The sequence below is a fragment of the Pauljensenia sp. UMB9872 genome (assembly GCF_030212665.1).
Taxonomy (GTDB): Bacteria; Actinomycetota; Actinomycetes; order Actinomycetales; family Actinomycetaceae; genus Pauljensenia; species Pauljensenia turicensis_B.
On record NZ_JASOER010000010.1, the window covers coordinates 1 to 23,128 of the forward strand.

General features: G+C 55.9%; 22 protein-coding genes. 16 read left to right on the top strand and 6 right to left on the bottom strand.

The genetic code is table 11. The features are described 5' to 3' along the window. Nucleotides 1-171: 171 nt before the first annotated feature. The 9 genes from QP109_RS05140 (at nt 172) to miaB (ending at nt 9,403) form a co-directional block, all read left to right on the top strand. Nucleotides 172-1,122: a PfkB family carbohydrate kinase gene (locus QP109_RS05140; RefSeq protein WP_285023761.1), complete on the top strand. Its 951-nt coding sequence runs from the start codon at nt 172-174 to the stop codon at nt 1,120-1,122. Between the two features lie 125 nt (nt 1,123-1,247). Continuing rightward, a complete protein-coding gene (locus QP109_RS05145; RefSeq protein WP_285023763.1) occupies nt 1,248-4,025 on the top strand; it encodes an FtsK/SpoIIIE family DNA translocase in 2,778 nt (925 codons plus the stop codon). Between the two features lie 18 nt (nt 4,026-4,043). Then, nucleotides 4,044-4,682: a CDP-diacylglycerol--glycerol-3-phosphate 3-phosphatidyltransferase gene (gene pgsA, locus QP109_RS05150; protein ID WP_285023764.1), complete on the top strand. Its 639-nt coding sequence runs from the start codon at nt 4,044-4,046 to the stop codon at nt 4,680-4,682. A gap of 158 nt (nt 4,683-4,840) precedes the next feature. Then, nucleotides 4,841-5,155 carry a helix-turn-helix domain-containing protein gene (locus tag QP109_RS05155; RefSeq protein ID WP_006681714.1) on the top strand — a complete coding sequence of 105 codons (315 nt, stop codon included), beginning with the start codon at nt 4,841-4,843 and terminating at the stop codon, nt 5,153-5,155. Nucleotides 5,156-5,158: 3 nt separating this feature from the next. Beyond that, nucleotides 5,159-5,395, top strand: coding sequence for a DUF3046 domain-containing protein (locus tag QP109_RS05160; protein ID WP_285023766.1), 237 nt, complete (start codon nt 5,159-5,161; stop codon nt 5,393-5,395). 217 nt (nt 5,396-5,612) lie between these two features. Then, nucleotides 5,613-6,707: a recombinase RecA gene (gene recA, locus QP109_RS05165; protein WP_285023768.1), complete on the top strand. Its 1,095-nt coding sequence runs from the start codon at nt 5,613-5,615 to the stop codon at nt 6,705-6,707. Between the two features lie 5 nt (nt 6,708-6,712). Further along, nucleotides 6,713-7,315, top strand: a complete 603-nt coding sequence (locus QP109_RS05170) for a regulatory protein RecX (RefSeq protein WP_101627321.1) — start codon at nt 6,713-6,715, stop codon at nt 7,313-7,315. 41 nt (nt 7,316-7,356) lie between these two features. Then, nucleotides 7,357-7,851 carry a CinA family protein gene (locus tag QP109_RS05175; protein WP_285023771.1) on the top strand — a complete coding sequence of 165 codons (495 nt, stop codon included), beginning with the start codon at nt 7,357-7,359 and terminating at the stop codon, nt 7,849-7,851. 10 nt (nt 7,852-7,861) lie between these two features. Beyond that, nucleotides 7,862-9,403: a tRNA (N6-isopentenyl adenosine(37)-C2)-methylthiotransferase MiaB gene (gene miaB, locus QP109_RS05180; RefSeq protein ID WP_285023773.1), complete on the top strand. Its 1,542-nt coding sequence runs from the start codon at nt 7,862-7,864 to the stop codon at nt 9,401-9,403. A 113-nt stretch (nt 9,404-9,516) separates the two neighbouring features. On the opposite strand, the gene QP109_RS05185 is transcribed toward miaB, so the two are convergent. Together QP109_RS05185 and QP109_RS05190 are read right to left on the bottom strand one after the other, a co-directional pair. Beyond that, on the bottom strand, nt 9,517-10,071 hold the full coding sequence (locus QP109_RS05185) for a type III secretion system chaperone family protein (protein WP_285023775.1): 555 nt from the start codon (nt 10,069-10,071) through the stop codon (nt 9,517-9,519). After that, a complete protein-coding gene (locus QP109_RS05190; protein ID WP_285023777.1) occupies nt 10,064-10,510 on the bottom strand; it encodes a YbjN domain-containing protein in 447 nt (148 codons plus the stop codon). The genes QP109_RS05185 and QP109_RS05190 overlap by 8 nt, the downstream gene beginning before the upstream one ends. A 149-nt stretch (nt 10,511-10,659) precedes the next feature. On the opposite strand from QP109_RS05190, the gene miaA reads away from it, so the two are divergent. Together miaA and dapF are read left to right on the top strand one after the other, a co-directional pair. Beyond that, complete coding sequence (gene miaA, locus QP109_RS05195; protein ID WP_285023876.1) at nt 10,660-11,646, top strand: tRNA (adenosine(37)-N6)-dimethylallyltransferase MiaA; 987 nt, start codon at nt 10,660-10,662, stop codon at nt 11,644-11,646. Nucleotides 11,647-11,656: 10 nt separating this feature from the next. After that, complete coding sequence (gene dapF / locus QP109_RS05200; protein WP_285023780.1) at nt 11,657-12,565, top strand: diaminopimelate epimerase; 909 nt, start codon at nt 11,657-11,659, stop codon at nt 12,563-12,565. Nucleotides 12,566-12,620: 55 nt separating this feature from the next. Here dapF and QP109_RS05205 read toward each other — a convergent pair whose 3' ends face one another. After that, complete coding sequence (locus tag QP109_RS05205) at nt 12,621-13,238, bottom strand: class I SAM-dependent methyltransferase (protein WP_285023782.1); 618 nt, start codon at nt 13,236-13,238, stop codon at nt 12,621-12,623. Nucleotides 13,239-13,354: 116 nt separating this feature from the next. On the opposite strand from QP109_RS05205, the gene hflX reads away from it, so the two are divergent. From hflX to QP109_RS05220, 3 genes are all read left to right on the top strand, one after another. Further along, nucleotides 13,355-14,893 (top strand): GTPase HflX, encoded by a 1,539-nt coding sequence (gene hflX / locus QP109_RS05210; protein WP_285023784.1) that lies wholly within the window; start codon nt 13,355-13,357, stop codon nt 14,891-14,893. Beyond that, the gene (locus tag QP109_RS05215) at nt 14,890-16,851 is read left to right on the top strand and encodes an ATP-dependent DNA helicase (protein ID WP_285023786.1); all 1,962 of its coding nucleotides are present in this window, start codon (nt 14,890-14,892) and stop codon (nt 16,849-16,851) included. Before hflX ends, QP109_RS05215 begins: the two co-directional genes overlap by 4 nt. Nucleotides 16,852-16,959: 108 nt before the next feature. After that, nucleotides 16,960-17,949, top strand: coding sequence for an L-lactate dehydrogenase (locus tag QP109_RS05220; protein WP_006681701.1), 990 nt, complete (start codon nt 16,960-16,962; stop codon nt 17,947-17,949). 101 nt (nt 17,950-18,050) lie between these two features. Here QP109_RS05220 and lexA read toward each other — a convergent pair whose 3' ends face one another. After that, entirely contained in the window at nt 18,051-18,749 is a 699-nt protein-coding gene (gene lexA, locus QP109_RS05225; RefSeq protein ID WP_285023788.1) for a transcriptional repressor LexA, read from the bottom strand. 189 nt (nt 18,750-18,938) lie between these two features. Here lexA and QP109_RS05230 point away from each other — a divergent pair, with 189 nt between their 5' ends. Both QP109_RS05230 and nrdR read left to right on the top strand, forming a co-directional pair. After that, a complete protein-coding gene (locus QP109_RS05230; protein WP_285023790.1) occupies nt 18,939-19,409 on the top strand; it encodes a LysM peptidoglycan-binding domain-containing protein in 471 nt (156 codons plus the stop codon). A gap of 70 nt (nt 19,410-19,479) precedes the next feature. Continuing rightward, the gene (gene nrdR, locus QP109_RS05235) at nt 19,480-20,025 is read left to right on the top strand and encodes a transcriptional regulator NrdR (RefSeq protein WP_285023792.1); all 546 of its coding nucleotides are present in this window, start codon (nt 19,480-19,482) and stop codon (nt 20,023-20,025) included. A 74-nt stretch (nt 20,026-20,099) separates the two neighbouring features. Here nrdR and QP109_RS05240 read toward each other — a convergent pair whose 3' ends face one another. Next, a complete protein-coding gene (locus tag QP109_RS05240) occupies nt 20,100-21,821 on the bottom strand; it encodes an AMP-binding protein (RefSeq protein ID WP_285023794.1) in 1,722 nt (573 codons plus the stop codon). An 82-nt stretch (nt 21,822-21,903) separates the two neighbouring features. Continuing rightward, nucleotides 21,904-23,109: a phosphoglycerate dehydrogenase gene (serA, locus tag QP109_RS05245; RefSeq protein ID WP_101627309.1), complete on the bottom strand. Its 1,206-nt coding sequence runs from the start codon at nt 23,107-23,109 to the stop codon at nt 21,904-21,906. Nucleotides 23,110-23,128 lie beyond the last annotated feature (19 nt).

Genomic DNA, 23,128 nt, shown 5'->3' on the forward strand with positions numbered 1-23,128 from the left:
CATATATAGACCCGATTTAGCTAACCTGAGCAGCAAGAACGTCTGAGCTCAGACACACTTTTTGCTACTTAACCCCTCTTTACCGCGCGAGCGTTTGAGGGCCTCCCTATCGCGTACTCTGGTGTCAGCAACCTCAACGAAGAGCCTCAAACTCGAAGAAGCGTGGAAGAAATGACAGGTCGTTTTATCTCAACCCACTCGGTGGTGCTTGTTCTTCCGATGCACATTTCACATTCACCGGTTCGTGGCGCTTCCATCCATGCCGATGCTTCTAGCTCGCGTCCCGGGGGTGGTTTTACAACCCTATCCGCGGTGGCAGCTCTCGGTATCCCGGCTGCGCTGGCTTCCCCGTTAGGCACTGGACCGAACTCGTTCACTGTTCGTCGCCAGCTCGTTGAAGCTGGAGTTGAGGTTCTTATTCCAGAACTGGTGGGTGACATCGGCGTCGCAATGCAGTTGATCGAACCCGATGGGTCGATGACCTCGATTGTGACGTCCGGTGTTGAGTCAGAGCCGTCGCGTACAGCGTTGGACTCTCTTGTTCTTACCCCTGGCGACTTGATCCATATTGCTGCCTCTGACTTGACGAATCCTCATTCTGCGAAGGTCCTTGCGGGATGGGCTGCAGCCCTGCCGTCATCTGTCACTCTTGTTGTGGCTGTTTCCCCGGCAGTTGAGCAAGTTCCCGTTGAACTATGGCGCCAGCTGTTGCATCGTGCTGACGTCGTGACAATGAATGTCCGTGAATCGAACACCTTAGCGTCGATCCTCGACTCTTTTGAGCCCGGCACGGGAGTGCGTCACCTGATGCGACCCGAAGCTGCGCTGGTTCGTCGCACGGGCGCGTCGGGGTGCGAATTGCAACGCACACAGACTGATGAACCCGTTACGATCCCCGCCTACGAGACGCATGTCGTCGACACCGCTGGTGTCGGTGATACACACATCGCGACAATGTGCGCCACTCTGATCGCCGGCAAAGACGTTGCGGAAGCATGTCGTATCGCGAACGCGGCTGCCGCGATTGCGCTCTCTCACGAATCTGCTCTTCCTGTTCCCTCACGCGAACAGATTGATATCGTCATAGAAACAGGAACAGTCGAGAGCCTCGCGGCGCTGTAAAGACTGCACGTGCGTCTCTTTCCTCTATTCGCAGACGTGTCATGAGTGTGAGATCCGCGTGAGACTGCGCTTTAACGGCGCGCCGATCACGATTCGCCAGGTCTACGGGTAGCGTTTTGATCATCATGGCTAAAAGCAACCCATCTGCCCGAAATGGCTCGAACGCCAAGTCGCGCCAGCGCACGTCGAATCAGAAGCAGGCTCAACCCGAGATAACGGAGAAGCCGGGGCTCCTCGCCTCGTTCTTCTCAGCAATCGGGCGTGGCATTGCCTCGATGGTTCGCGCGTTCATTGCAGCTGATGTGCAAGTAAAGCGCGACGGCCTTGCGTTTGTACTTCTTGCGCTAGCGATCGTTGTCGCCCTACGCGAGTGGTTCCACATTTCCGGCCAGGCTGGGGATGTATTGCACCACGGGGCAGCCGGCCTCGTCGGTCTATTCTCTGTCGTTGTCCCACTGGCACTTGTCGCACAAGCCGTAGAACTCTTCCGTGCGCGCTCGGGAAACCACGCTGTGCCACACCACACTGCAGGTGGTATCGGGTTGACGGTTGCCCTGACCGGTTTGGTGCATATCAGTCAAGGAAATCCGGCATTCGATGACCTAGCAGCTATTGAATCGGCCGGTGGCATTATCGGCTGGTTTATCGCGCGCCCACTGACACTTCTGCTATCAGGGTGGGGGGCTGGCGGAATCCTCATTCTTTTGGGCATTTACTCGATCTTGCTGGCAACTCGTACGCGTGTTGCCGATGCTCCGGCTGCTCTCGCTTCCTTCTTCCGTTCGCTGACCCACCGCGGTGGCGATGAAGAAATGAGCGATGAAGAACGCGCACGCGAACGCAGGCGTCGTGCGCGCGAAGATCTTGCTGCCGGCGATGATCCTTTCCTTGAACAATATGACGGTGATGAGTCGTTCCGTTCCCCACAGATCAGCGATGACCCGACGGTTGTCCTTGAACAGGATGCGAATGCGGAAAAGTATGTTGATAAGCCGGCGCGCAAGTCTCGGTTTGCGAAGAAGGCTGAGCCTTCCCCCGATCCGCAGGACATACCAACTCAGGTGATTTCCCTGTCTGATGCGACTGCTGGCATCGATGAGCTGACCGCTGATATAGCGACCTCCGAAGTCGATGTGCATGGGGGAGCGACAAGTATTCCTGCTCCGCCGATCACCGATCCTCCCGCTCAGCCCGGTTTCCAGCCAAACCTGGATGATGCAATCACGTACACGCTTCCCCAGGCCAATCTTCTTGTTGCCGGCCCGCCGCACAAGACGCGCTCCGAGGTCAATGATCAGGTTGTCAATGCGCTGATGCAGGTGTTCGCTGACTTCAACATTGATGCGAAGGTCACCGGTTTTTCACGAGGTCCGACAGTGACGCGCTACGAAGTCGTTCTTGGCGCCGGCGTCAAGGTTGACAAACTGATGAACCTGACGAAGAACATCGCGTATGCGGTGGCTTCAGCTGACGTGCGTATCCTTGCTCCGATTCCTGGAAAGTCCGCGATTGGCATTGAAATTCCGAACGCTGACCGCGAAAACGTGGCACTGGGTGACGTGTTGCGTTCCGGCGCTGCCATGCGCAACCAGCATCCGCTGGTTGTCGGCGTGGGTAAGGATGTCGAAGGCGGGTACGTTGTCACGAACCTCGCAAAGACTCCTCACATGCTGGTCGCTGGCCAGACGGGTTCCGGTAAGTCGAGCTTCGTGAATTCGATGATTACGTCGATCATGATGCGTGCGACGCCTCAGCAGGTGCGCATGATCCTGGTTGATCCCAAGCGCGTGGAACTGACGATTTACGAAGGCATTCCGCACCTGATTTCGCCGATTATCACCGATCCGAAGAAGGCCGCCGAGGCTCTCGAATGGGTCGTGCGCGAAATGGATGCGCGTTACGATGATTTGGCTGAGTATGGCTTTAAGCACATTGACGATTTCAATAAGGCTGTAGCGTCTGGTCAGGTTCAGGCAAAGCCCGGCCTGCAACGCACGCTTCACCCGTACCCGTATTTGCTGGTTGTGGTTGATGAGCTCGCCGACATGATGATGGTCGCTCCGCGCGATGTTGAAGCCTCGATTCAGCGCATCACTCAGCTGGCGCGTGCCGCTGGCATCCACTTGGTGCTGGCGACGCAACGTCCGTCTGTTGACGTTGTGACCGGCTTGATTAAGGCGAATATCCCCTCGCGTTTGGCGTTTGCTACCTCGTCCCTGACTGACTCTCGCACGATTCTCGACCAGCCGGGTGCTGAGAAGCTGATTGGTCAGGGCGATGCTCTCTACCTTCCTGCCGGCGCTTCGAAGCCGTTGCGCGTCCAGGGCGCGTGGGTCAGCGAGTCGGAGATTCACAAGGTTGTCGCGCACGTGAAGTCGCAGATGCAACCCACGTACCGCGAGGATGTGGTTGCGCCGGCGAAGAAGGTCAAGGTCGCCGAGGATATTGGCGATGACCTCGATGATCTGTTGCAGGCAGCCGAGCTAGTTGTTTCCTCGCAGCTGGGTTCGACGTCGATGCTTCAGCGTAAGTTGCGTGTCGGTTTTGCCAGAGCAGGTCGCCTGATGGACCTGCTCGAGTCACGCGAAATCGTCGGCCCATCCGAAGGGTCGAAGGCGCGCCAGGTGCTGGTTGCGCCCGAGCAGTTGCCTCAGGTCCTCGCCATGCTACGAGGCGAAGCAGAGACGCTAGATGAAGCAGCCGAGGTTGTGCCTTCCATGGGTGACGCGGCCACGTCAACTGATGATGGCGTTCCTAGCACAGATGCGCGCACTGGTGTGGTCGATGGTGCTATGTCGGCACCGGACCCATATTCAGGACATGATTTTGGCGGGAATGCACCACAATGGGTAGATGAAGAGCCCGAAGATGATGAGGACGCTTGGCAACTGACCGGTCGCTAAGGTAAAAAGGGGTTTGTTATGGGAAGTAATGTTTCTCGTGTTGATCATGAACACCATGTTTCTTCATGGAACGTGCCCAATGCCCTGACCGTTTTCCGTCTGGTTCTGGTCCCGGTATTCATCTGGCTGATGTTCCTTGAGGCCCCTGTTGCACGCTGGTGGGCTGTTTTAGTCTTCATGGTTGCCGCCACAACAGATCAGCTCGATGGGCATATTGCGCGTTCGGCGAATCTCATCACAGACTTCGGTCGTTTGATGGATCCGATTGCGGATAAGGCACTTACGTTGGGTGCATTCATCATGCTTTCGATTGCTGGATTGTTGCCGTGGTGGGTGACGATTCTGATTGCTATTCGCGAGCTTGGTATTACCGCTTTGCGTGCAGTTTTGTTGCGACGTGACATTGTTGTGTCGGCAAATAAGGGTGGCAAGCTGAAGACGGTTCTGCAGATTTTCGCGATCTGGTTGCTTCTGATTCCCTGGCAGTCTCTGGGTGCCTCGTGGCCCGCATATGCTTCGCTGACCCACGGAATGCTGATCTTCGGTTGGGTTGTCGCAGGCCTGGCGTTGTTGATGACTGTCTGGTCTGGCCTGGTTTATGTTGTCGAGGGCGCGAAGCTCTGGAAGACAAGCTCACCTCAAGGTGAGTCAAAGTGACTCAACTTATTTAATGATGAGACACACTTCGCCTTTCGCGTCTTATCGTTGAAATTTCGCGGATAAGGTCCGCATTTCTTACGCTATCCAGTCGGCTGATTGGTCTTATCACGTGGTCTGCACGCGCATTTCTATATGGTGGGGGATACTCTTTTCTTATGAATGCTTCACTGACTACCGCACCTTTATTGAGGACTGAGCTTGGCGACGTCCTGCGTGGTATCCGTCAGCGTCAAAAGCGCACGCTCAGAGAGGTCTCTGCCGGTGCTCAAGTTTCGCTGGGATATCTGTCAGAGGTAGAGCGCGGTCAGAAGGAAGCGTCGTCAGAGTTGCTTGAAGCTATTTGCGAGGCCCTCGATGTCCCGCTGTGGTTTGTTTTGCGTGAAGTCTCTGACCGCCTTGCCGTTGTAGATGGCGTTGTTGTTCCGGATACTGTTCCGGACGACCTTGTCCCTGTTACCTTGATTAGCTGACGCGTGAAGGTATCTGAATTCTGGGAGGGCGTCGACACTGTCTTTGGGACGACGCTCGGTCGTTCATACACGTCTGACCTCTATCTCACTTCGCTACGTGGAACGTGCGAAGAGGCCCTTGATTGCGGGGTCGCTCCTCAGGAAGTGTGGGATGCGTTGGTCGACGAAGCGGGTGTCGACCCGTCCGTGAAGTGGATTCATCGACTGGATCAAAAAGAGCGACGTAGGTCTCGTTCGTAGCTTTCGGCGCGTCGCCTGAGGGTATAGAACACCTGTTCCATCTATCATTTCTTGTAGATGACGCATTTTGCTCCCACTTATCCACAGGTAAGCAGGTGTGCAATGTGGTTTGCCCATGGTCAGGCATACCGTCATTGTGTGTCCTCGGAGAGGGGATCACACTTCAAAGGCCAGAATAATCGTCAGCCGGTGAGGCTCGGATCTTAAGAAGGACATCATGGCAGGTCGCAAGAATGCACCCGTGTCTGCTCCCAAGGGAAATGACCGCAACAAGGCGCTCGAAGTAGCGCTTTCTCAGATTGATAAGCAATTCGGTAAGGGCTCTGTCATGCGCTTGGGCGACGACTCGCGTCCGCCGGTACAGGTGATCCCCACCGGTTCGCTTGCTCTGGATGTTGCTCTCGGCATCGGTGGCTTGCCACGTGGTCGCGTCATCGAAATCTACGGACCCGAATCCTCCGGTAAGACCACCGTTGCTCTCCACGCTGTCGCCAGCGCTCAAAAGGCTGGCGGTAACGCAGCGTTCATTGACGCTGAACATGCTCTTGACCCGGTATATGCAAAGGCGCTGGGTGTTGATACGGACGCTCTGCTGGTTTCTCAACCCGACACCGGTGAACAGGCCCTTGAAATTGCGGATATGCTGATCCGCTCCGGTGGCATCGACATTATTGTTATTGACTCGGTTGCAGCCCTCGTTCCTAAGGCTGAAATCGAAGGAGAAATGGGCGATTCCCACGTTGGTCTTCAGGCTCGCCTGATGAGCCAAGCACTTCGTAAGATCACGGGTGCGCTTTCCGCCACTGGGACCACGGCCATTTTCATTAACCAGCTACGTGAAAAGATCGGCGTCTTCTTCGGTTCTCCCGAAACGACAACGGGTGGCAAGGCTCTGAAGTTCTACGCATCGGTTCGCATTGATGTTCGTCGTATTGAAACCTTGAAGGAAGCGGGAGCCCCGGTCGGTAACCGCACGCGTGCCAAGATCGTAAAGAACAAGATGGCACCGCCGTTCAAGCAGGCCGAATTCGACATCGTCTACGGCAGGGGCATCTCGCGTGAAGGTTCGATTATCGACATGGGTGTTCAGGCTGGCGTCGTGCGTAAGTCGGGATCTTGGTTTACCTACGGGGACGATCAGCTTGGACAGGGCAAAGAAAACGTCCGTCAGTTCCTGATCGATAACCCTGAACTTGCCACAGAGATTGAAAACAAAATTCTGGCAGCCCTCGGAATCGGTGAACCACTTGAGCCCGAAGACGAAAACCGAGATCTTCCTGACATCGATCCGATGGAAGATGCAGGTTTCTAACAACAATGGTTCGTTATCTGGATCCTGAAGATCATCCGGAGCTCGAACGAACTCGCAAGGCGCGCTCCTCAGTCGGAGAGCGTCTTGCGCGTTTAAAAGAGAAGAATGCTGCTCTGAGGGGCACTGAAGCGATCGAAGCAGCGCGTGAAGTTGCTCTTCGACAGCTTGATTCTCGAAGCCGTTCGACTGGCGAATTGCGTAGCGCTATCGTCGCAAAAGGTTTCTCAACCGAGACTGCCAACGAAGTGATTGATCGCCTCCAACAGGTTGGGTTGGTTGATGATGCTACTTTTGCTCGCATGCTTGTTCATGATCGTTTTGAACTTAGCGGGAAGACTGGGCGAGCACTCGTTGAAGAACTACGACGTAAAGGACTGTCGCGCGCCGACATTGAGCAAGCACTTGCTTTGATAAACCCTGATGATGAAGCGAACAAGGCATTCGATCTTGCCTTGCGAAAGCGCAGGTCAATGGGCAGTGTCAGTCGCCAAGTTGCCTATCGTCGGCTGGTTGGTATGTTGAGCAGAAAAGGGTATTCGCCTTCGGTTGTCTCAAGTGCCGTCTCGCAGGTGCTTGCTGATTACGCCGAAGCTGAAGACAACGAATAGCACACCATGCTTTGCGGCTGTGCGTTGAGTGGAAGAACCTCATGCCTGTAGAAGAAGCAGTTGAATTGATTCAACAATGCTCACTGAATCATGTCACCGTCAGCGTTGCTGAATCACTGACCGGTGGAAAACTGTGCTCCACATTGGTTGATGTGCCGGGTGCATCAGCTGTCCTTCTTGGCGGAGTGTGCACCTATGCCACCGAATTAAAAGCTCAAATCCTGGGTGTTGATCCCAGCCTGCTACAGTCATTCGGTCCCGTTGACCGGCGCGTTGCAATTCAAATGGCGCGCGGAGTCTGCGAGCTCACCGGTTCAGACCTTGGCATTGCAACGACGGGGGTTGCTGGTCCTGGGCCGCAGGGACTTCACCCTGCCGGAACCGTGCATATCGCCTGCGTGATGGGCGCTGTTGAGCGCCATCGCCTCTTCCACTTCATGGGGGACAGGGAAGCAGTACGCAACCAGAGTGTCAGTGCAGCTCTCAGCCTTGCCCACGATCTTCTTCACTTCACCCGAACCGATGGGAATGATTAAACTGTCCGCGATGGAAACGAATGTAGACGAAGCATCTCAGGTAACTCTTCCGCGCACCTATGCGATTAAAACGCTGGGATGCCAGATGAACGTTCACGATTCTGAGCGTATGGCTGGCTTGCTGGAAGAAGCTGGACTCATCCCGGTTGACCGCGTTCCTGCAGCCCAGGCACGAGCAACTGATGCCGGTGACATGGGTGCCGACGTTGTTGTTATCAACACCTGCTCGGTTCGCGAGAACGCTGCGACGAAGCTGTATGGCAACCTCGGTCAGCTCGCGTCGGTAAAACGTGAACGTCCGGGCATGCAGATCGCCGTCGGTGGATGTCTTGCGCAACAGATGCGTGACGGCATTATCGATAAGGCTCCATGGGTTGATGCAGTGTTTGGAACACACAATATTGATGTGCTCCCCGCCCTGTTGAAGCGTGCTGAACACAACCGCAAAGCTGCCGTCGAAATTGAAGAATCGTTGAAGGTCTTCCCGTCGACTCTGCCCACTCACCGCGAATCCGCGTACGCTGCGTGGGTTTCAATCTCCGTGGGATGCAACAACACGTGCACCTTCTGCATCGTTCCTCATCTGCGCGGTAAAGAACGAGATCGTCGTCCCGGAGAGATTCTGTCCGAAGTTCAGGCGGTCGTCTCAGAAGGTGCGATCGAAGTGACGTTACTGGGACAGAACGTCAATTCATACGGTGTCGGTTTCGGTGAACGAGGCGCATTCGCCTCTCTCCTTCGCTCAGTGGGGCAGATCGAGGGCCTCGAACGCGTACGTTTCACATCACCTCACCCGGCTGCCTTCACGGACGATGTGATTGCAGCGATGGCTGAAACTCCCACCGTGATGCCCAGCCTCCATATGCCACTTCAATCTGGCTCCGATGCGGTGCTTCGTCAGATGCGACGCTCGTACAGGCGCGAAAAGTTCATGGGTATTCTCGAAAGAGTCCGCGCCGCGATTCCCGATGCTGCAATTACGACAGACATCATTGTTGGCTTCCCCGGTGAAACCGAAGAAGACTTCCAACAGACGCTGGACGTTGTCGAACAGGCTCGATTCTCATCAGCATTCACGTTCCTCTATTCCCCGCGCCCGGGTACGCCAGCTGCCGATCGTGAAGACCAGGTTCCCGATGATGTCGCACTGGAACGCTACAAGCGCCTCGTTGCTCTTCAAGAGCGAATTTGCGCGGAAGATAATGCTGCATTGGAAGGCACCACGGTTGAGGTCCTGATCTCTGAGGGCGACGGTCGTAAAGATGGTGAAACACTGCGCGTTACCGGGCGAGCCCGTGATAATCGCTTGGTGCACGTTGCTTTGCCGGAGGGTATCAGCGAAGCAGATAAGCCACGTCCTGGCGACATGGTGACCGCTACCGTCACTCACGGTGCCCCGCACCACTTGATCGCAGATTCGGCTCTGACAGGTGGTCTATGGACTATGCGCCGTACGCGCGCAGGCGATGCGTGGGAGCGTCGCCAAGCTCATGAGGAAGACGAACGCGTGTCGTTGGGTATTCCGACGATCCGCGTGGGACGACCTCACTGAAACTGCTCGGTTCCCTATAGACGCATAGCAGGTGTGCTCCGCTCAACGAGCGATGCACACCTGCTATTTCGTTTCGCGAATCGCGCACCAATCGTGTGCGCACTGATCAAGACTTACGCGCGTGCCAGCAAAGCCGGCATTTCGTTCAATGCTTGCAGTGTCACTCCCAGTCCGCGACGCACCATCGCATGGATCTGACGGTCTGACATCCCCTTGCCAGCGAAGAAACGGGTCGCCAAGATAACGACCTTGCTATCTTCAGTTTCAAGAGCGAACGTGGTCGGCTGAAGATGGTCGACGTTCCACTTATTGGTGAGTTCGTTCAGGCGAGGCATGTCGAGCTTAGCTGCTCTCTCAGCGTCGAGCTCTATGCGTGCTTCGATCTGAATCCACGGCGAATCTGCTGGTTCGCGGTGAATCTGGATGCGAGCACCCTCAACTTCAGTGATAACAACGAATTCGTTTGAGCCGTGGGACAGTCCATCTCCAGCAACAACGTTTTCAATTCGTTCAATGCTGACCTCAGAAACCTCGGTACCCCACTTTTCAGCGGCTTCATCAGCTTCCATACCCGGTGCCGGCGTAGCGGTCTGGGACAGGTGCTGGATCGGTGACTCGGTCAGTGGTGAGGCGCCGTCACCCATCGAAAATGACTTCCATTCAGGCATTGGAGGCCTCCTTTGTCCACGGGTCAACGTACATCTGGTCAAGACGGTTTTGGACCGCGATGGATGCGAGCACGAACTGCTGGACCTCTTCTGTCAGCTGCTCATGAGTCGCTCCAGCTACCCAGTTGAAGCAGTGGAAGAGGCGGATACCGACCATCCCTTGCTCGGTGGTGTAGGTTGTCGCCTTCGGCACGTATGTTGAAGCGTTCAACGTGCGCATTGTTTCAAGCAGAGCTTGCTGGTGCGACGGGTGGAAGAAGCGGGGGTAGTCGACAACGCCCTGTGCTGGAGACGTGGGCGGGACGATGAATCGGATTGTACGGTTTGGAAGCAGAGCAGCAACTTGATCCTTGGACGAAATGAAGGGGAAAACGCCCATGTCTTCAAGTGCGCGTGCAATGCGGTCGATGGTGACCGGATCTGTTGTTGTCACACTCATACTGCTACCTTACGGGGTTTGGTAGACGGCGGGAAATAGGAAGTGCCATTTAGACTGAACCCATGGCTGACACTCATTCTTTAATCCCAAGCGCTGATGCGCGCTGCACCACGTCTGATGTTCAGGTGGGGGATTGTGAGAGCCAGGCGATGACTCTAGCGAATCCGTCGCAACTGATTGTTGCTGTTGTTGGACCGACAGCGTCGGGTAAGTCTGATTTGGCCCTGGATCTTGCCGAAGAATTGGGCAGACGCTGGGAAGCAAATGGCGGTCAGATCGTGAGTGCTGATGCACTTCAGCTGTATCGGGGCATGGATGTTGGCACGGCGAAGACGCCGCTGGAGGAACGTCGCGGGATTCCTCACTATCAACTCGATGTTCTCGACATCAGTCAGGAAGCGTCGGTTGCCCACTATCAGACGCATGCGCGAGCGGACCTAGCAACGATTCACGGCGAGGGAAGCGTTGCGATCGTTGCCGGCGGTTCGGGTCTTTATCAACGTGCGTTGCTCGATCATATTGAGTTCCCTGGAACAGATCCGAAAGTACGCTCTGCATTGGAAGAAGAAGCGGAAGGCCCGCTGGGCAGTCGGGGGCTTCATGGCAAACTCGAGGCCCTCGATCCGGTGTCTGCTTCTCGCATTGATCCGCACAATGCTCGTCGTATTATTCGTGCCCTCGAAGTCATTGAACTGACTGGCAAACCCTATTCGTCGCATATGCCGGTCAAAGAGTTCGTGAAGCCGTCTGTGATGATCGCGATCCGCCGTGACCTCGATGAATTGGATCGACGCATTGTTCTTCGCACCCAGATGATGTTTGATGACGGTCTGATTGAAGAGACTCGCGCCCTGATCGATCAGGGTTTGCGCGATGCGAAGACGGCGTCGAAGGCGACGGGGTATGCCCAGGCAATTGCGGTGATCAATGGGCAGATGACCATTGATGAAGCGAAGGAATCGATCGCTATCGCGACCAGACAGTTGGCCAGGCGTCAGATCAAGTGGTTGCGCCCTGACCATCGCGTGATCTGGATCGACGCCGAAGAAGGCACCTCGAAGAACGACCTGCTGGATCGGGCACTTGAAATCGTCCAAAAGACGGCGGACTACTACGCCGGCGCGCAGACCCACTAGCGTTAACGATATGACTGCTCTACGTCCCTCAACTCGTATTGCGAAAGCCCACGGCACCGGGAATTCCTTCGTTGTCTACACAGATGCCGATGACACGAACGATATCGATGCTGTAGAGGTGCGTCGTCTCTGCTCACCTGCGTTCGGTATCGGCGCTGATGGGCTGATGCGTGCCGTCATGAAGGACGGTCGTTGGTTCATGGACTACCGCAATTCCGACGGGTCGATCGCGGAAATGTGCGGCAACGGCATCCGCGTCTTTGTTGATCATCTGCGTCGCGAAGGCCTCATGGCCGATGAGGAAATCGAGGTGGGCACCAGAGGGGGAGTTCGCACTGTCCGCGTTATCGATCAGGGGGACGAGGCCGAGGTTCTGTACCGCGTTGACATGGGTCCAGCTCAATCCAGTGGAACGGCCGACATTGACGTGACGATCCCGGGCATTGAGAGGGCCCTGCGCGGAATATTCGTGGATATGCCGAACCCGCATACGGTTGTCGCGCTTGCGAGCGAAGAGGAACTCCAGGACATTATTTTCCCGACCACTGATGCGTCCGAAGCTCCCGAGGCCATGCGCCCCACCTATGCGCCTTTGAATGAGCGCGGTACAAACCTTGAAGCCGTCGTTGACCTGACTGGCCCGGAGGACCAGAGTGGCCACATTCGTCTGCGCGTCCTTGAACGCGGAGTTGGTGAGACCCTTGCGTGTGGCACGGGATGTTGTGCGGCGGCCCTTGCAACGGCTATTCGTCGAGGTGAGGGAGCGCCGGCCTCGTGGATCGTTGACGTGCCGGGAGGTCGCGTGTGGGTAGATCTGGACGGTGTCCTGAGCTGGGAGAACGGTCAGCCACATGTCACCGACGCTTCAGTGATTCTGACTGGTCCTGCGACTCGCGTCGCTACATTCGAACTCGTCTGATCCTGTTTCTCCCGCTAAAAGGTCTGCGTTGCCCGCAAAAAGCGGGGGCAGAAGTTCAGGCGCCCGGGCGAACTTCGATAATGCGGTAGCCCTTCTTTGACGCACACTTTTCAGCGACGTATCCGCGACCGTTCAGCCATGAAATGAGGGAATCGGCGCCAAGGTTTCGCTGCACAACAAGATAGGCGACACCCGTGGGACTCAGGCGACCCAGCCACTGCACCAGCAGAGCATGCAGAGCTTCTTTGCCGATACGGATCGGGGGGTTCGACCATATGACGTCAAAACGAACGTCATCGGTGGCTACGGCTGCAAGGGCCTCGTCTTCGCTCATCGCGCGCACATTGGTGCAACCGTGAGACGCGGCGTTTCGGCGCGTGAGATCAATCGCCCGATCGTTCACATCAACAGCCCAGACGGTAGCCTCAGGTGCTTCCTTTGCCATTGCCAGAGCAATCGGACCCCAACCGCACCCCACATCAAGGAAAGTGCCGGTGGTGGGAAGGCAAGGAGCTTCGGCAAGAAGCTGGCGAGTTCCTAAATCCAGACGGCTGGTCGAAAACACCTTCGATGAGACGGACATGTCGAAGTCATGGCCTCGTACGCTGTAGGTCAGCTTCGATACCTCGTCGGCGCGAGCAGGGCTGGACTGAGAAAAATACTGTTGATTCACGCTCTTTAGCCTAGCGGGTTGACTGCCTGGCAACGAACGCACCGAGAGGGGCGTAGGTCGCACGCCGACCGAATAGGTGCCACACTTAGAGGACACACATACGCGGAAGGAACTGAATGGACAATCCCGGATTCTCGGCTGACGACGAATTGGCACAACAGCGCGCGAATGACGTTGTTGCACGCATTCTGGCGCGTCGAGGCACGGCGCTTGAATCCACCGCCGGCCAAGACCACTCTGCAGATGCTGGCGACCTTGAACGAGAGGCGCGTGCCGGTACCCGCCGTATCCAGGGATATGCCAACGATCGTGAGGAAATCTCCGAAGTCGAATACCGCCAGATTCGCCTCGAAAAGGTTGTCCTTGTCGGTCTGCGGACGACGCAGACTGAAGAAGAAGTCGAGACTTCGCTACGTGAGCTTGCTGCGCTTGCGCAAACCGCCGGATCTCAGGTTCTCGATGCGGTCGTGCAAAAACGGGTGAAGCCGGATCCGGCCACCTATCTGGGGTCAGGTAAAGCGAAAGAGCTCGCGGGAATCGTGCGCGCCGTTGAAGCCGATACCGTCATTGTTGATGAGGAACTGGCCCCTTCCCAGCGGCGCGGACTGGAAGATGTTGTCGACGCAAAGGTCGTTGATCGCACCGCTCTCATTCTCGACATTTTCGCTCAGCACGCGAAGTCGCGTGAAGGTAAGGCGCAGGTCGAGTTGGCTCAGCTCGAATACTTGCTTCCCCGTCTTCGCGGCTGGGGCGATTCGATGTCCCGTCAGGCGGGTGGTCGAGTCGCGGGTGGTGCGGGTATCGGTTCACGAGGTCCGGGCGAAACGAAGATCGAATTGGATCGTCGTCGTATTCGCACGCGCATGGCGAAGCTCCGCGAAGAAATACGAAAGATGGAGCCTGCCCGGCGCACTCAGCGTTTATCGCGTCGTCGCGGAGCTGTCCCTTCCGTCGCTATCGTTGGCTACACGAACGCCGGTAAGTCCACTCTGCTCAACCAACTGACAGGCGCAGGGGTCCTAGTTGAAGACGCTCTGTTCGCCACCCTTGATCCGACGGTGCGTCGGACCCAGACAGCGGATGGTCGCGAATACACGCTGTCAGACACGGTTGGTTTTGTTCGGAATCTTCCCACCCAGCTGGTTGAAGCATTCCGCTCGACCTTGGAAGAAGCGGGCGAAGCCGACCTGCTCGTTCACGTTGTGGACGCCGCGCACCCCGATCCGGTGGGACAGGTTGAGGCTGTTCACCAGGTGTTGGGTGAAATTGAGGGGGCTCTCGATATCCCCGAAATCATCGTGCTGAACAAAGCTGATCTTGCATCTGCAGAGCAGTTAGCACTGCTTCGCACCTACTTCCCGTCGTCGGTAGCCGTATCCGGATACACGGGCTTTGGAGTCGATGAACTTCGTCATCGCATTGAAGAAGCTCTACCCAGGCCTCGTATTCAGATTGACTGCGTGATTCCATATTCGCGTGGCGATCTGGTCCATCAGATTCACGAGGATGGCGAAGTCGATCACGAAGAATATGTTGCCGAAGGAACGCGCATTCGAGCTCGAGTTGATGAGCACCTTGCAGCGCTCATTCGTGACGTGGCGCTACCGGTCGCTACCGAAGGTGCCCCCTATGTTCGCCAGGACAGTGGCGAATGAGCGAGGAAGTAGAAGCGGTAAACTCCGAAGCCCGTAAGGCCATCGAGGTCCTCGATGCGGTGATCGAATCAATGGGGGGCACGCAGCGCGATGGCCAGCGACGAATGGTCACCGATATCAGCGAGGCCCTGAAGTCTGACGGTCATATTCTGATCCAGGCGGGCACCGGTACGGGTAAGTCGATTGGCTACCTCGCGCCACTTCTCAGTCACTGCGTTGCAACTGGTGAGCGCGGCCTCGTCACCACCGCGACTCTGGCACTCCAGAGGCAGATTCTGACGAAAGACGCGCCCACGGTCCAAGACGCAGTTGCGAAGGTGACGGGTATTCGTCCCACTGTCGCCGTGCAAAAGGGCTGGTCAAACTATCTGTGTTTGAACCGCGTCAACGGTGGGTATCCGGACGAGGGCACACTGTTCGACCCGGCACATACCCCGTCGGTACACTCGTCGACCTCCGCGCTTAGCAAAGAGGTCCTGCGTCTTCGTCAATGGGCGAAGGAAACCGATACTGGCGATCGTGATGATCTGATCCCCGGTGTTGATGACCGAGCGTGGAGACACGTCAGCGTCGCCAAACGTGAATGTTTAGGCAAGACCTGCCCCTACATTGATGACTGTTTTGCCCAGCAGGCGCGGGAGACGGCCGCTGAGGCTGACCTGGTGGTCACGAACCATTCTCTATTTGGCATCCATTGCACGTCGTCGAACGATCTGTTTGAAGACATTGGTCCAGTCGTTGTCGACGAAGCCCACGAACTTGCTGAGCGGGTACGAAGTCAGGCGACGCTGACGCTGTCACAGACCATGATTCATCGCGTATCACGCAAGCTTCGAACCAACGCGAAGCTTGAAACTGATGCTCTTGATGTGGCTGCAGTCGATTTTGTTGCCGCTCTGACCCCGTGCGGACAAGGGCTGATGAGCTCTCGTCCGCAGGCGCTTGTCGGCGCATTAGCGGTGCTCGATAATGTCTCGCGCGAACTTGGAACTCAGCTACAGGCGTCATCTGCTGATCAAGCAGGCAAGATGCTTGCGCGCGGGTCGCTGGACGAATTGCGGGACTTTATCGCCGGATGGAGTGAGGACCCGGCATCGATGGCGACTTTTGTGACGAAAGATGACGCGGGGAATGTGTCGCTGAATCTAGCGCCCCTTGATGTTGCGCTTCCCGTTGGGGCCAAAGGGTTCTCTGGTAGGCCGGCAATCTTGACCTCAGCGACTCTGACGTTGGGTGGTTCTTTCGACCAGATGGCACGCGATTGTGGATTCATGGTGTCGAAGCAGCCGTGGACGTCGCGTGATGTGGGCACCCCCTTCGATCCGGCGCGCCAGGGGATTCTCTATATTGCTTCCGGCTTACCAGATCCTGGGCCGGGTGGGTTGTCTGACGCTGCTACGGATGAATTGGTGGCGCTTGCCCAGGCATCTGGTGGGGGAATGCTGGCGCTGTTTACTTCGTGGAAGGCAGCGAATCAGGGGTACGAGGCTCTGAAGGATCGGACAGAACTCACCGTGTATCGCCAGGGAGATGAAACTTTGAGCGTGCTGGTTGACCAATTCCGTAGGGAGCGCGATGCCTGTTTGGTTGGCACCTTGTCGTTGTGGCAGGGCGTTGATGTTGTGGGCGACTCGTGTCGACTGGTTGTCATCGACCGAATTCCATTCCCGCACCCCGATAATCCAGTGACGAAGGCGCTGTCCCAGGATGCCGATGCGCGTGGTATTGGAGGGTTTTGGGGTGTTTCTCTTCCCCATGCTGCGCTTCTGATGGCGCAGGGGGCTGGGCGTCTGATTCGATCAAGCTCGGACAGGGGAGTGGTGGCGATCCTTGATCGTCGTGTGGACACGAAGTCCTATGGTGGATACCTGCTGAATTCGTTGCCGAGAATGTGGATAACACGCGATCAGGAGGTCGTGAAAGGGGCCCTAAGTCGTTTGTTAGAGGTTAGCTGTTAACAATGTTCTGAAATTGGGTGACGCAGTTACCTTGAAGCAATGCGAATTCGAAGAAAATATGATTCAAGTTTGAGACTATGAAACCACTCAACGAGGAAGGAAGGCATCGTGCCTGGACGTGTGAATAGCTTGTATCCCCCGAAGTCATCGGGTCGTCCGTCAAAGATCGCTGTCGTGGGGGCTGGGGCTGTTGGTACGGCAGTCGCCTACGCGTGCGCAATGCGCGGCGATGCTCGAACAATCGTTCTTCAGGACATTAACAAGGCCAAGGTTGAAGCCGAAGCTCTCGACATGGCACATGGCATTCAGTTCACTCCGTGTGGCAGTGTTGAAGGCTCAGACGATGTTGAAATCGTCCGTGGGTCTGACCTTGTGATCGTGACCGCTGGTGCCAAGCAGAAGCCGGGGCAGTCGCGCCTTGAACTTGCTGGTTCAACTGTTGAACTGATGAAGAAGATTGTTCCGAACCTTCAAAACGTTGCGCCCGACGCAATCTTCATGTTCATCACGAACCCCGTGGATGTTGTTACCTATGTGGCGCTGAAGCTGACCGGTCTACCACGCAATCAGGTATTTGGATCTGGCACTGTGCTTGATACGTCGCGTCTGCGCTACCTGGTGTCGCGTGAAACCGGCGTGGCTACCCAGAATATTCACGCCTACATTGCTGGTGAACATGGTGACTCAGAAGTTGCGCTGTGGTCCTCCGCTGAGATTGGTAATGTTCCCCTTGAACACTGGGGTCCGACCTTAGAGGGTAAGCCGTTCGATATTGGATTGCGTAAACGCATTGCTCAGGATGTTGTTGAGTCTGCCTATAAGATCATTGAAGGCAAGGGTGCGACAAACTACGCAATTGGTCTTGCTGCATCGAATATTGCGAGTGCCGTCCTTAGAGACGAAAACCGTGTTCTTACCGTCTCTAGCCTGCTGGAGGACTGGGAAGGCATCTCGGATGTTTGCATGGCTGCGCCGACAATCGTTGGTCGTTCGGGTGCGGGCAGGGTCCTGAATCCGCCGTTAACGCTGAATGAGCGCGATGGTCTGACTGCCTCTGCGACGCGCCTGCGTCAGGTGGCAAGGGACTTAGGCTTCTAAGTTCTGTATCTGTCCAGTGTGGGGAGTGCTCGTTGGGTGCTCCCCACACGTGTGTGCTGTGCGTGCAGGGGGACGAGGCCGGGGCTACGCCCCGGAAGTGGCTATGCCAAGGAACGCAGGACGGTGACAACCTTGCCCAAAATGGTGGCTTCATCGCCTGGGATGGGAGCGTAGGATTCGTTGCATGGCAGGAGCCAAATGTGGCCGTCTGTCTTTGAGAACACTTTGACCGTAGCTTCGCCGTCGATCATGGCGGCAACGATTTCTCCCTGGGATGCGTTCGATTGGGAACGAACAACGACGAAGTCGCCGTCTAGAATGCCAGCGTCCACCATGGACTCTCCGCTGACCTCCAGCATGAACATTTGCCCGTGGCCGGTAAGTCGAGTGGGCAGTTCGAAAACATCTTCCACGTACTGCTCTGCTGTGATCGGAGCGCCCGCGGCAATACGACCAACCAGGGGGATTGACGAATTGTCTTCGTCAACGTGTCCGGCTGGCAGGTCAATGGTGACCACGTTCGTGGCTGTTTGGGGTGCCGGAGTAGTTGGCGCGTCCATGCCGAGCTCCTGTTTCGCTGCCACGGAGAGCTCAAGGGTGCGCGGTAAGCCGGGGACTCGTTGGAGGTAGCCGGCGCGTTCCAGTGCATCCAAGTGGTACTTCACGGTTGATGGGGAAGCAAGGTGCGCGCGTTGGGCAATCTCTCTGACAGAGGGAGGAAAACCGTGCGCGCTGACTTCTTCGTGAATGACAAGAAGGATCTCTCGCTGGCGACTAGTCAGCGTTGCTTTGTCTGTCATGAGGCCCTCCGTGAGGTTGCGTGCAATTCGGTTTCTACATGGTTGCTGATGCACTTGTTAGGTCAGATTATCTGATTCTGACGCGAAAATGAAACATTTGTTCGAATAAGTCTCGACTTTCGTTTGAAGACCTGTTATCGTACAAGTGTTCGACGAACATATGTTCGATATGTTGTGAAGGAGATCCTCATGAATGCATGTGCCGGTGCTACTCTTGCCCACGATGCTCGTCCACACCTGCACCTTGTTCAGGGGATGGCTGATGGCGCCGATGTGGTCTCGATTGATTCTGCTCCTTCCGCTCGTCGGCGTAAGGGTGTTCTTCGTCAAGATGATCCCGCAACGCGTCGTCGTCCAGCTCGTCGTCACCAAGCGGTCGGGGTTCAATCGACCATGTCGATCAGACATGTCGTTCGTGGCGTGTGTGCGACGCTCGCTCTCAGCGTTGTTGCGGGCCTGGCTGGATTCGCCCTGGCTCCCGATGTCTATTCAGGTCCGACCATTGAACATGCTGTGACCGGTGGGGAATCGGTCTGGTCGCTGGCTCAAGGCGTTGATACTGATCGCAGCCTGGAAGATGTTGTGACAGATATTCAGCGTTTGAATGGCATCGAAGGTGGCTTGCAGGTGGGGCAGAAGGTCATCCTTCCGCTGAACTAACACTCAGATCACCAGCACCTCATGCGCGTTTCTTTTTTGTCTTTCTTATTTGCCGTGTAGCGTTAAAGGCGTGCATTGCCCTTTCTGTCATAACCCAGATTCACGAGTCGTCGATACCCGCATCGCAGATGATGGTGCCTCGATTCGTCGTCGTCGCGCGTGCACATCATGTAAGAAACGTTTCACCACGCTTGAAACATCCTCGTTCCAAGTTGTGAAGCGCGCCGGTGTCGTCGAGCCTTTCTCGCGCAACAAGGTCGTTTCCGGTGTGAAGAAAGCATGCCAAGGACGCCCCGTTTCTGACGACGATCTCGCAATCCTGGCGCAACAGGTTGAAGAACAACTCCGCTTAACCGGAGTTTCAAACGTCTCTTCCGATGAAGTTGGAAAAGCGATTCTTCCCTTCCTCCGCGACCTCGACGAAATCGCCTACCTTCGTTTTGCTTCCGTCTATCGAGCCTTTAATACCCTCGAAGACTTCGAAGAAGCCATCCGCATCCTGCGTGAGCGTAATAAAGACAATGCCTCCGCATCCACTTCGGGCTCACACTCCTCATCCAAGACGAAAAAGGCGCCATCGAACCGAGAGATTCTGGATTCTCTACTCGACTCGTAATTAAACGTTTCGGCGTCACCGTGCACTCTGGGCGGGGGCGCTGGGATGATCCCCGCCCAGAGTGTATCTGTCAGCTAGTCGTTCTTTCGATTCGTAAACTGGCGAATTTTAGTTGTCGCAGAGTCGGCGACCTCCATTACCTGTTCGCGAACACGCTTACGCATGACCTTTCCAAGCTGGGAGCGAGGAAGCTCCGTCATTACCACGAGCTGGCGTGGTAGGGCATAGTGAGCAATAGACTTTTCGGCCCACTGGCGAACATCAGCAAGAGTGATCGAAGCACCGGCTTCAAGGACAATTGCTGCGACGACATCTTCGCCGGTCGAGCCGGCAGGAATACCGATAACGGCTACGTCGCGAACTCCTGGCATAGAGCGAACAGCGTTCTCAACCTGGCTGGGGTACACGTTAAAACCAGAGGCGTTAATCATTTCCTTACGACGATCGGCCATGTAGATGAAGCCGTCGCGTACTTGGACAAGGTCGCCCGTACGAAGCCAGCCCTCTTCGGTAAAGATCTCAGCTGTTTCCTCCGGTTGCTCCCAGTATCCGGAGAATACCTGGGGACCTCGTGCAATGAGTTCGCCAATTTCGCCGTCTTCGACATCCTTGGTCGGATCATCTTGGTCGACAATGCGGATGTGTGTGGATGGATAGGGAATGCCAAGAGCGCCCGGGCGACGGTTCTTTGCCAGAGGGGAACCTAGGATGATCGGTGAGGCTTCGGTCATGCCATAGCCTTCAATCATCAAACCGCCAGTCTTTTTTTCCCAACGTGATGCCAAATCAGCAGACAGTGGCATAGCGCCCGAAAGTGAGAACGTCATCGACGTCAGATCGACATCCATGGTGGCTGCCGTAGCCAGCAAACGTTCGTACATTGGTGGAACACCGAGGAAGAACGTACAGGGAAGACGCTTCTGGCTGGTCAGAATCATGGTCGTGTCGAATTTCGGAAATAGCGCAATTGTGGCACCCAAACGCAATCCCGACAATAAGCCGATGGTGAAGCCAAAGGCATGGAACAGGGGAAGAACGCAGTAGAACACTTCAGCGTTCTCGTGCAGGATCGGCACCCATGCGATCGACTGGGCAATGTTCGCCATCACATTACGGTGTGTAATGCAGGCAGCCTTCGGAACACCTGTCGTACCGCCCGTATGAATGAGCAGAGCCGGATCGTCAGGACTCGCAGGGCAAGAAGTGGTCCAGCGTGGAGCCTGATCTACAGCCTGGTCCCACGAACGAGCCCATGATGGGGGACGCGTCGACAAAGCGTCACGCTTCGTGCGAGCAGACTTGATCGGAAGCTTCAAAAGCAACTGGCTAGGACCCGGAAGAGCCTTCGTCAGGTTGACAGCAAAAACCGTGGTCCCACGATCAAGGAACGTTAGCTTTGACAGGGTTTTTTCCCATGCAATGACAACGCGTGCGCCGTGGCGGTTAAACTCCTCGTGAATTTCATGGTCAGGAGCCAGAGGATTGTGCTCAACTACGATTGCGCCAAGGTGCATCGTTGCAAGAACCGCAACAACGTGCTGAGGACAGTTTGGCATCGCCAGGGCAACGCGGTCACCCCGGCGAACTCCTGCATTGGCCAACACAGTTGCTGCCCTGCGTACGCGCGTCATCAGTTGCGCGTACGTGGTTGGGCGCGAGAAGAAGTCCAGAGCAATCTGATGCGGATAACGTTTCGCTACCTCTTCAACCATCGCGGGAATGGTCTGATCCGGCACCTCAACAGTTTCAGGAACGCCGGGGGCATATTGGCCTCGAAGCTGGTCAGTAAGAGTCACGTTGTCCTCCGATTCTTTACTACCTACGATACCGTAGGTTAGCTGAGGTCAGGCCGAGGAAAGACCAAATCAACGTTTTTCTCTACAGGGTCGTCGTAATCAGACGAATAGTGTCCTTCATCGAGCGAATCTTCTCGATCGCATCGACCGGAAGTTCGGAAGAAATGTCGGTCAGCACATAGCCGGTCGATCCTGCAGTCCCCAGTATCTGACCACCAACATTCGCGCCCATTTCGGCAAAGGTGTGGTTGATATTCGCCAGAACACCGGGAGTGTTCTTGTGAATCAGACGAATCCTGTAGCGAGACTCTTGCGAAGCATTCAAGGTGAGGTTCGGCAGGTTCACCGACATGTCAGTTGAACCGGTGTCCTGGTAGTCACTGATTTTTCCCGCGACGAAACGACCAATATCGTACTGAGCCTCTTCCGTCGAACCACCGATGTGCGGAGTAAGAATAACGTTATCCAGCTTGACCAAAGGTGAATCAAAAGGATCGCCATTCTTCTTCGGTTCTTGGGGGAACACGTCAACGGCAGCACCGGCCAAGTGACCCGACACCAGCGCATCATGCAGGGCATCAATGTCGACGATGAAACCTCGCGACAAATTGATGAACAGCGCACCGGGCTTCATCATCGCGAACTCACGAGCGCCAAACAGGTTGGTATTTGTTTCCTGACCATCAACGTGGATCGACACGATATCCGCTTCGCGCAATACGGATTCCATCGTCGGCATCTGGGTTGCGTTGCCCAGAGACAGGCGCTCAGCCACATCGTAGAAGATGACGTTCAAACCCATTGCTTCAGCAAGCACGGACAGCTGAGTGCCGATATTGCCGTAGCCAATAATGCCAAGCGTGTGACCGCGAACCTCGTGTGCACCATCAGCGCTTTTGTCCCAAATGCCACGGTGGAGGCGAGAATTCTTCACGGTGACGCGACGCGACAGGTCAATGATTTCGCCGATTGCCAGTTCCACAACGGAACGCGTATTCGAATACGGAGCATTAAAGACCGAGATGCCCAGTTCGGTGGCTGCTTCCAGGTCGATCTGGTTCGTCCCAATGCAGAAAGCGCCAATTGCTTTGATCTGTGGGTTGGCTTCGAGAACGCGTCGCGTCACCTCAGTCTTCGAGCGAAGACCCAAGTACTCCACGTCCTCGAGGGCTTTAATCAGCTCATCTTCGTCCAGGGCACCCGCGTGGCGAGACACATCAATCCCGTTCTTTGCGAAAACCTCGTCAGCAACCTTATGGGGATTCTCAAGCAACAGTGCGCGTATCATGCCACCATAGTGCCAGAAA

Bases quoted from the DNA above. Each gene is read 5' to 3' on its own strand.
- miaA (WP_285023876.1), top strand. From the start codon at position 10,660: ATGACTCTAGCGAATCCGTCGCAACTGATTGTTGCTGTTGTTGGACCG.
- recA (WP_285023768.1), top strand. From the start codon at position 5,613: ATGGCAGGTCGCAAGAATGCACCCGTGTCTGCTCCCAAGGGAAATGAC.
- serA (WP_101627309.1), bottom strand. From the start codon at position 23,109: ATGATACGCGCACTGTTGCTTGAGAATCCCCATAAGGTTGCTGACGAG.
- QP109_RS05185 (WP_285023775.1), bottom strand. From the start codon at position 10,071: ATGCCTGAATGGAAGTCATTTTCGATGGGTGACGGCGCCTCACCACTG.
- hflX (WP_285023784.1), top strand. From the start codon at position 13,355: ATGGACAATCCCGGATTCTCGGCTGACGACGAATTGGCACAACAGCGC.
- QP109_RS05155 (WP_006681714.1), top strand. From the start codon at position 4,841: ATGAATGCTTCACTGACTACCGCACCTTTATTGAGGACTGAGCTTGGC.
- miaB (WP_285023773.1), top strand. From the start codon at position 7,862: ATGGAAACGAATGTAGACGAAGCATCTCAGGTAACTCTTCCGCGCACC.
- QP109_RS05215 (WP_285023786.1), top strand. From the start codon at position 14,890: ATGAGCGAGGAAGTAGAAGCGGTAAACTCCGAAGCCCGTAAGGCCATC.
- QP109_RS05175 (WP_285023771.1), top strand. From the start codon at position 7,357: ATGCCTGTAGAAGAAGCAGTTGAATTGATTCAACAATGCTCACTGAAT.
- QP109_RS05140 (WP_285023761.1), top strand. From the start codon at position 172: ATGACAGGTCGTTTTATCTCAACCCACTCGGTGGTGCTTGTTCTTCCG.
- pgsA (WP_285023764.1), top strand. From the start codon at position 4,044: ATGGGAAGTAATGTTTCTCGTGTTGATCATGAACACCATGTTTCTTCA.
- dapF (WP_285023780.1), top strand. From the start codon at position 11,657: ATGACTGCTCTACGTCCCTCAACTCGTATTGCGAAAGCCCACGGCACC.
- lexA (WP_285023788.1), bottom strand. From the start codon at position 18,749: ATGACAGACAAAGCAACGCTGACTAGTCGCCAGCGAGAGATCCTTCTT.
- QP109_RS05190 (WP_285023777.1), bottom strand. From the start codon at position 10,510: ATGAGTGTGACAACAACAGATCCGGTCACCATCGACCGCATTGCACGC.
- QP109_RS05230 (WP_285023790.1), top strand. From the start codon at position 18,939: ATGAATGCATGTGCCGGTGCTACTCTTGCCCACGATGCTCGTCCACAC.
- QP109_RS05145 (WP_285023763.1), top strand. From the start codon at position 1,248: ATGGCTAAAAGCAACCCATCTGCCCGAAATGGCTCGAACGCCAAGTCG.
- QP109_RS05170 (WP_101627321.1), top strand. From the start codon at position 6,713: ATGGTTCGTTATCTGGATCCTGAAGATCATCCGGAGCTCGAACGAACT.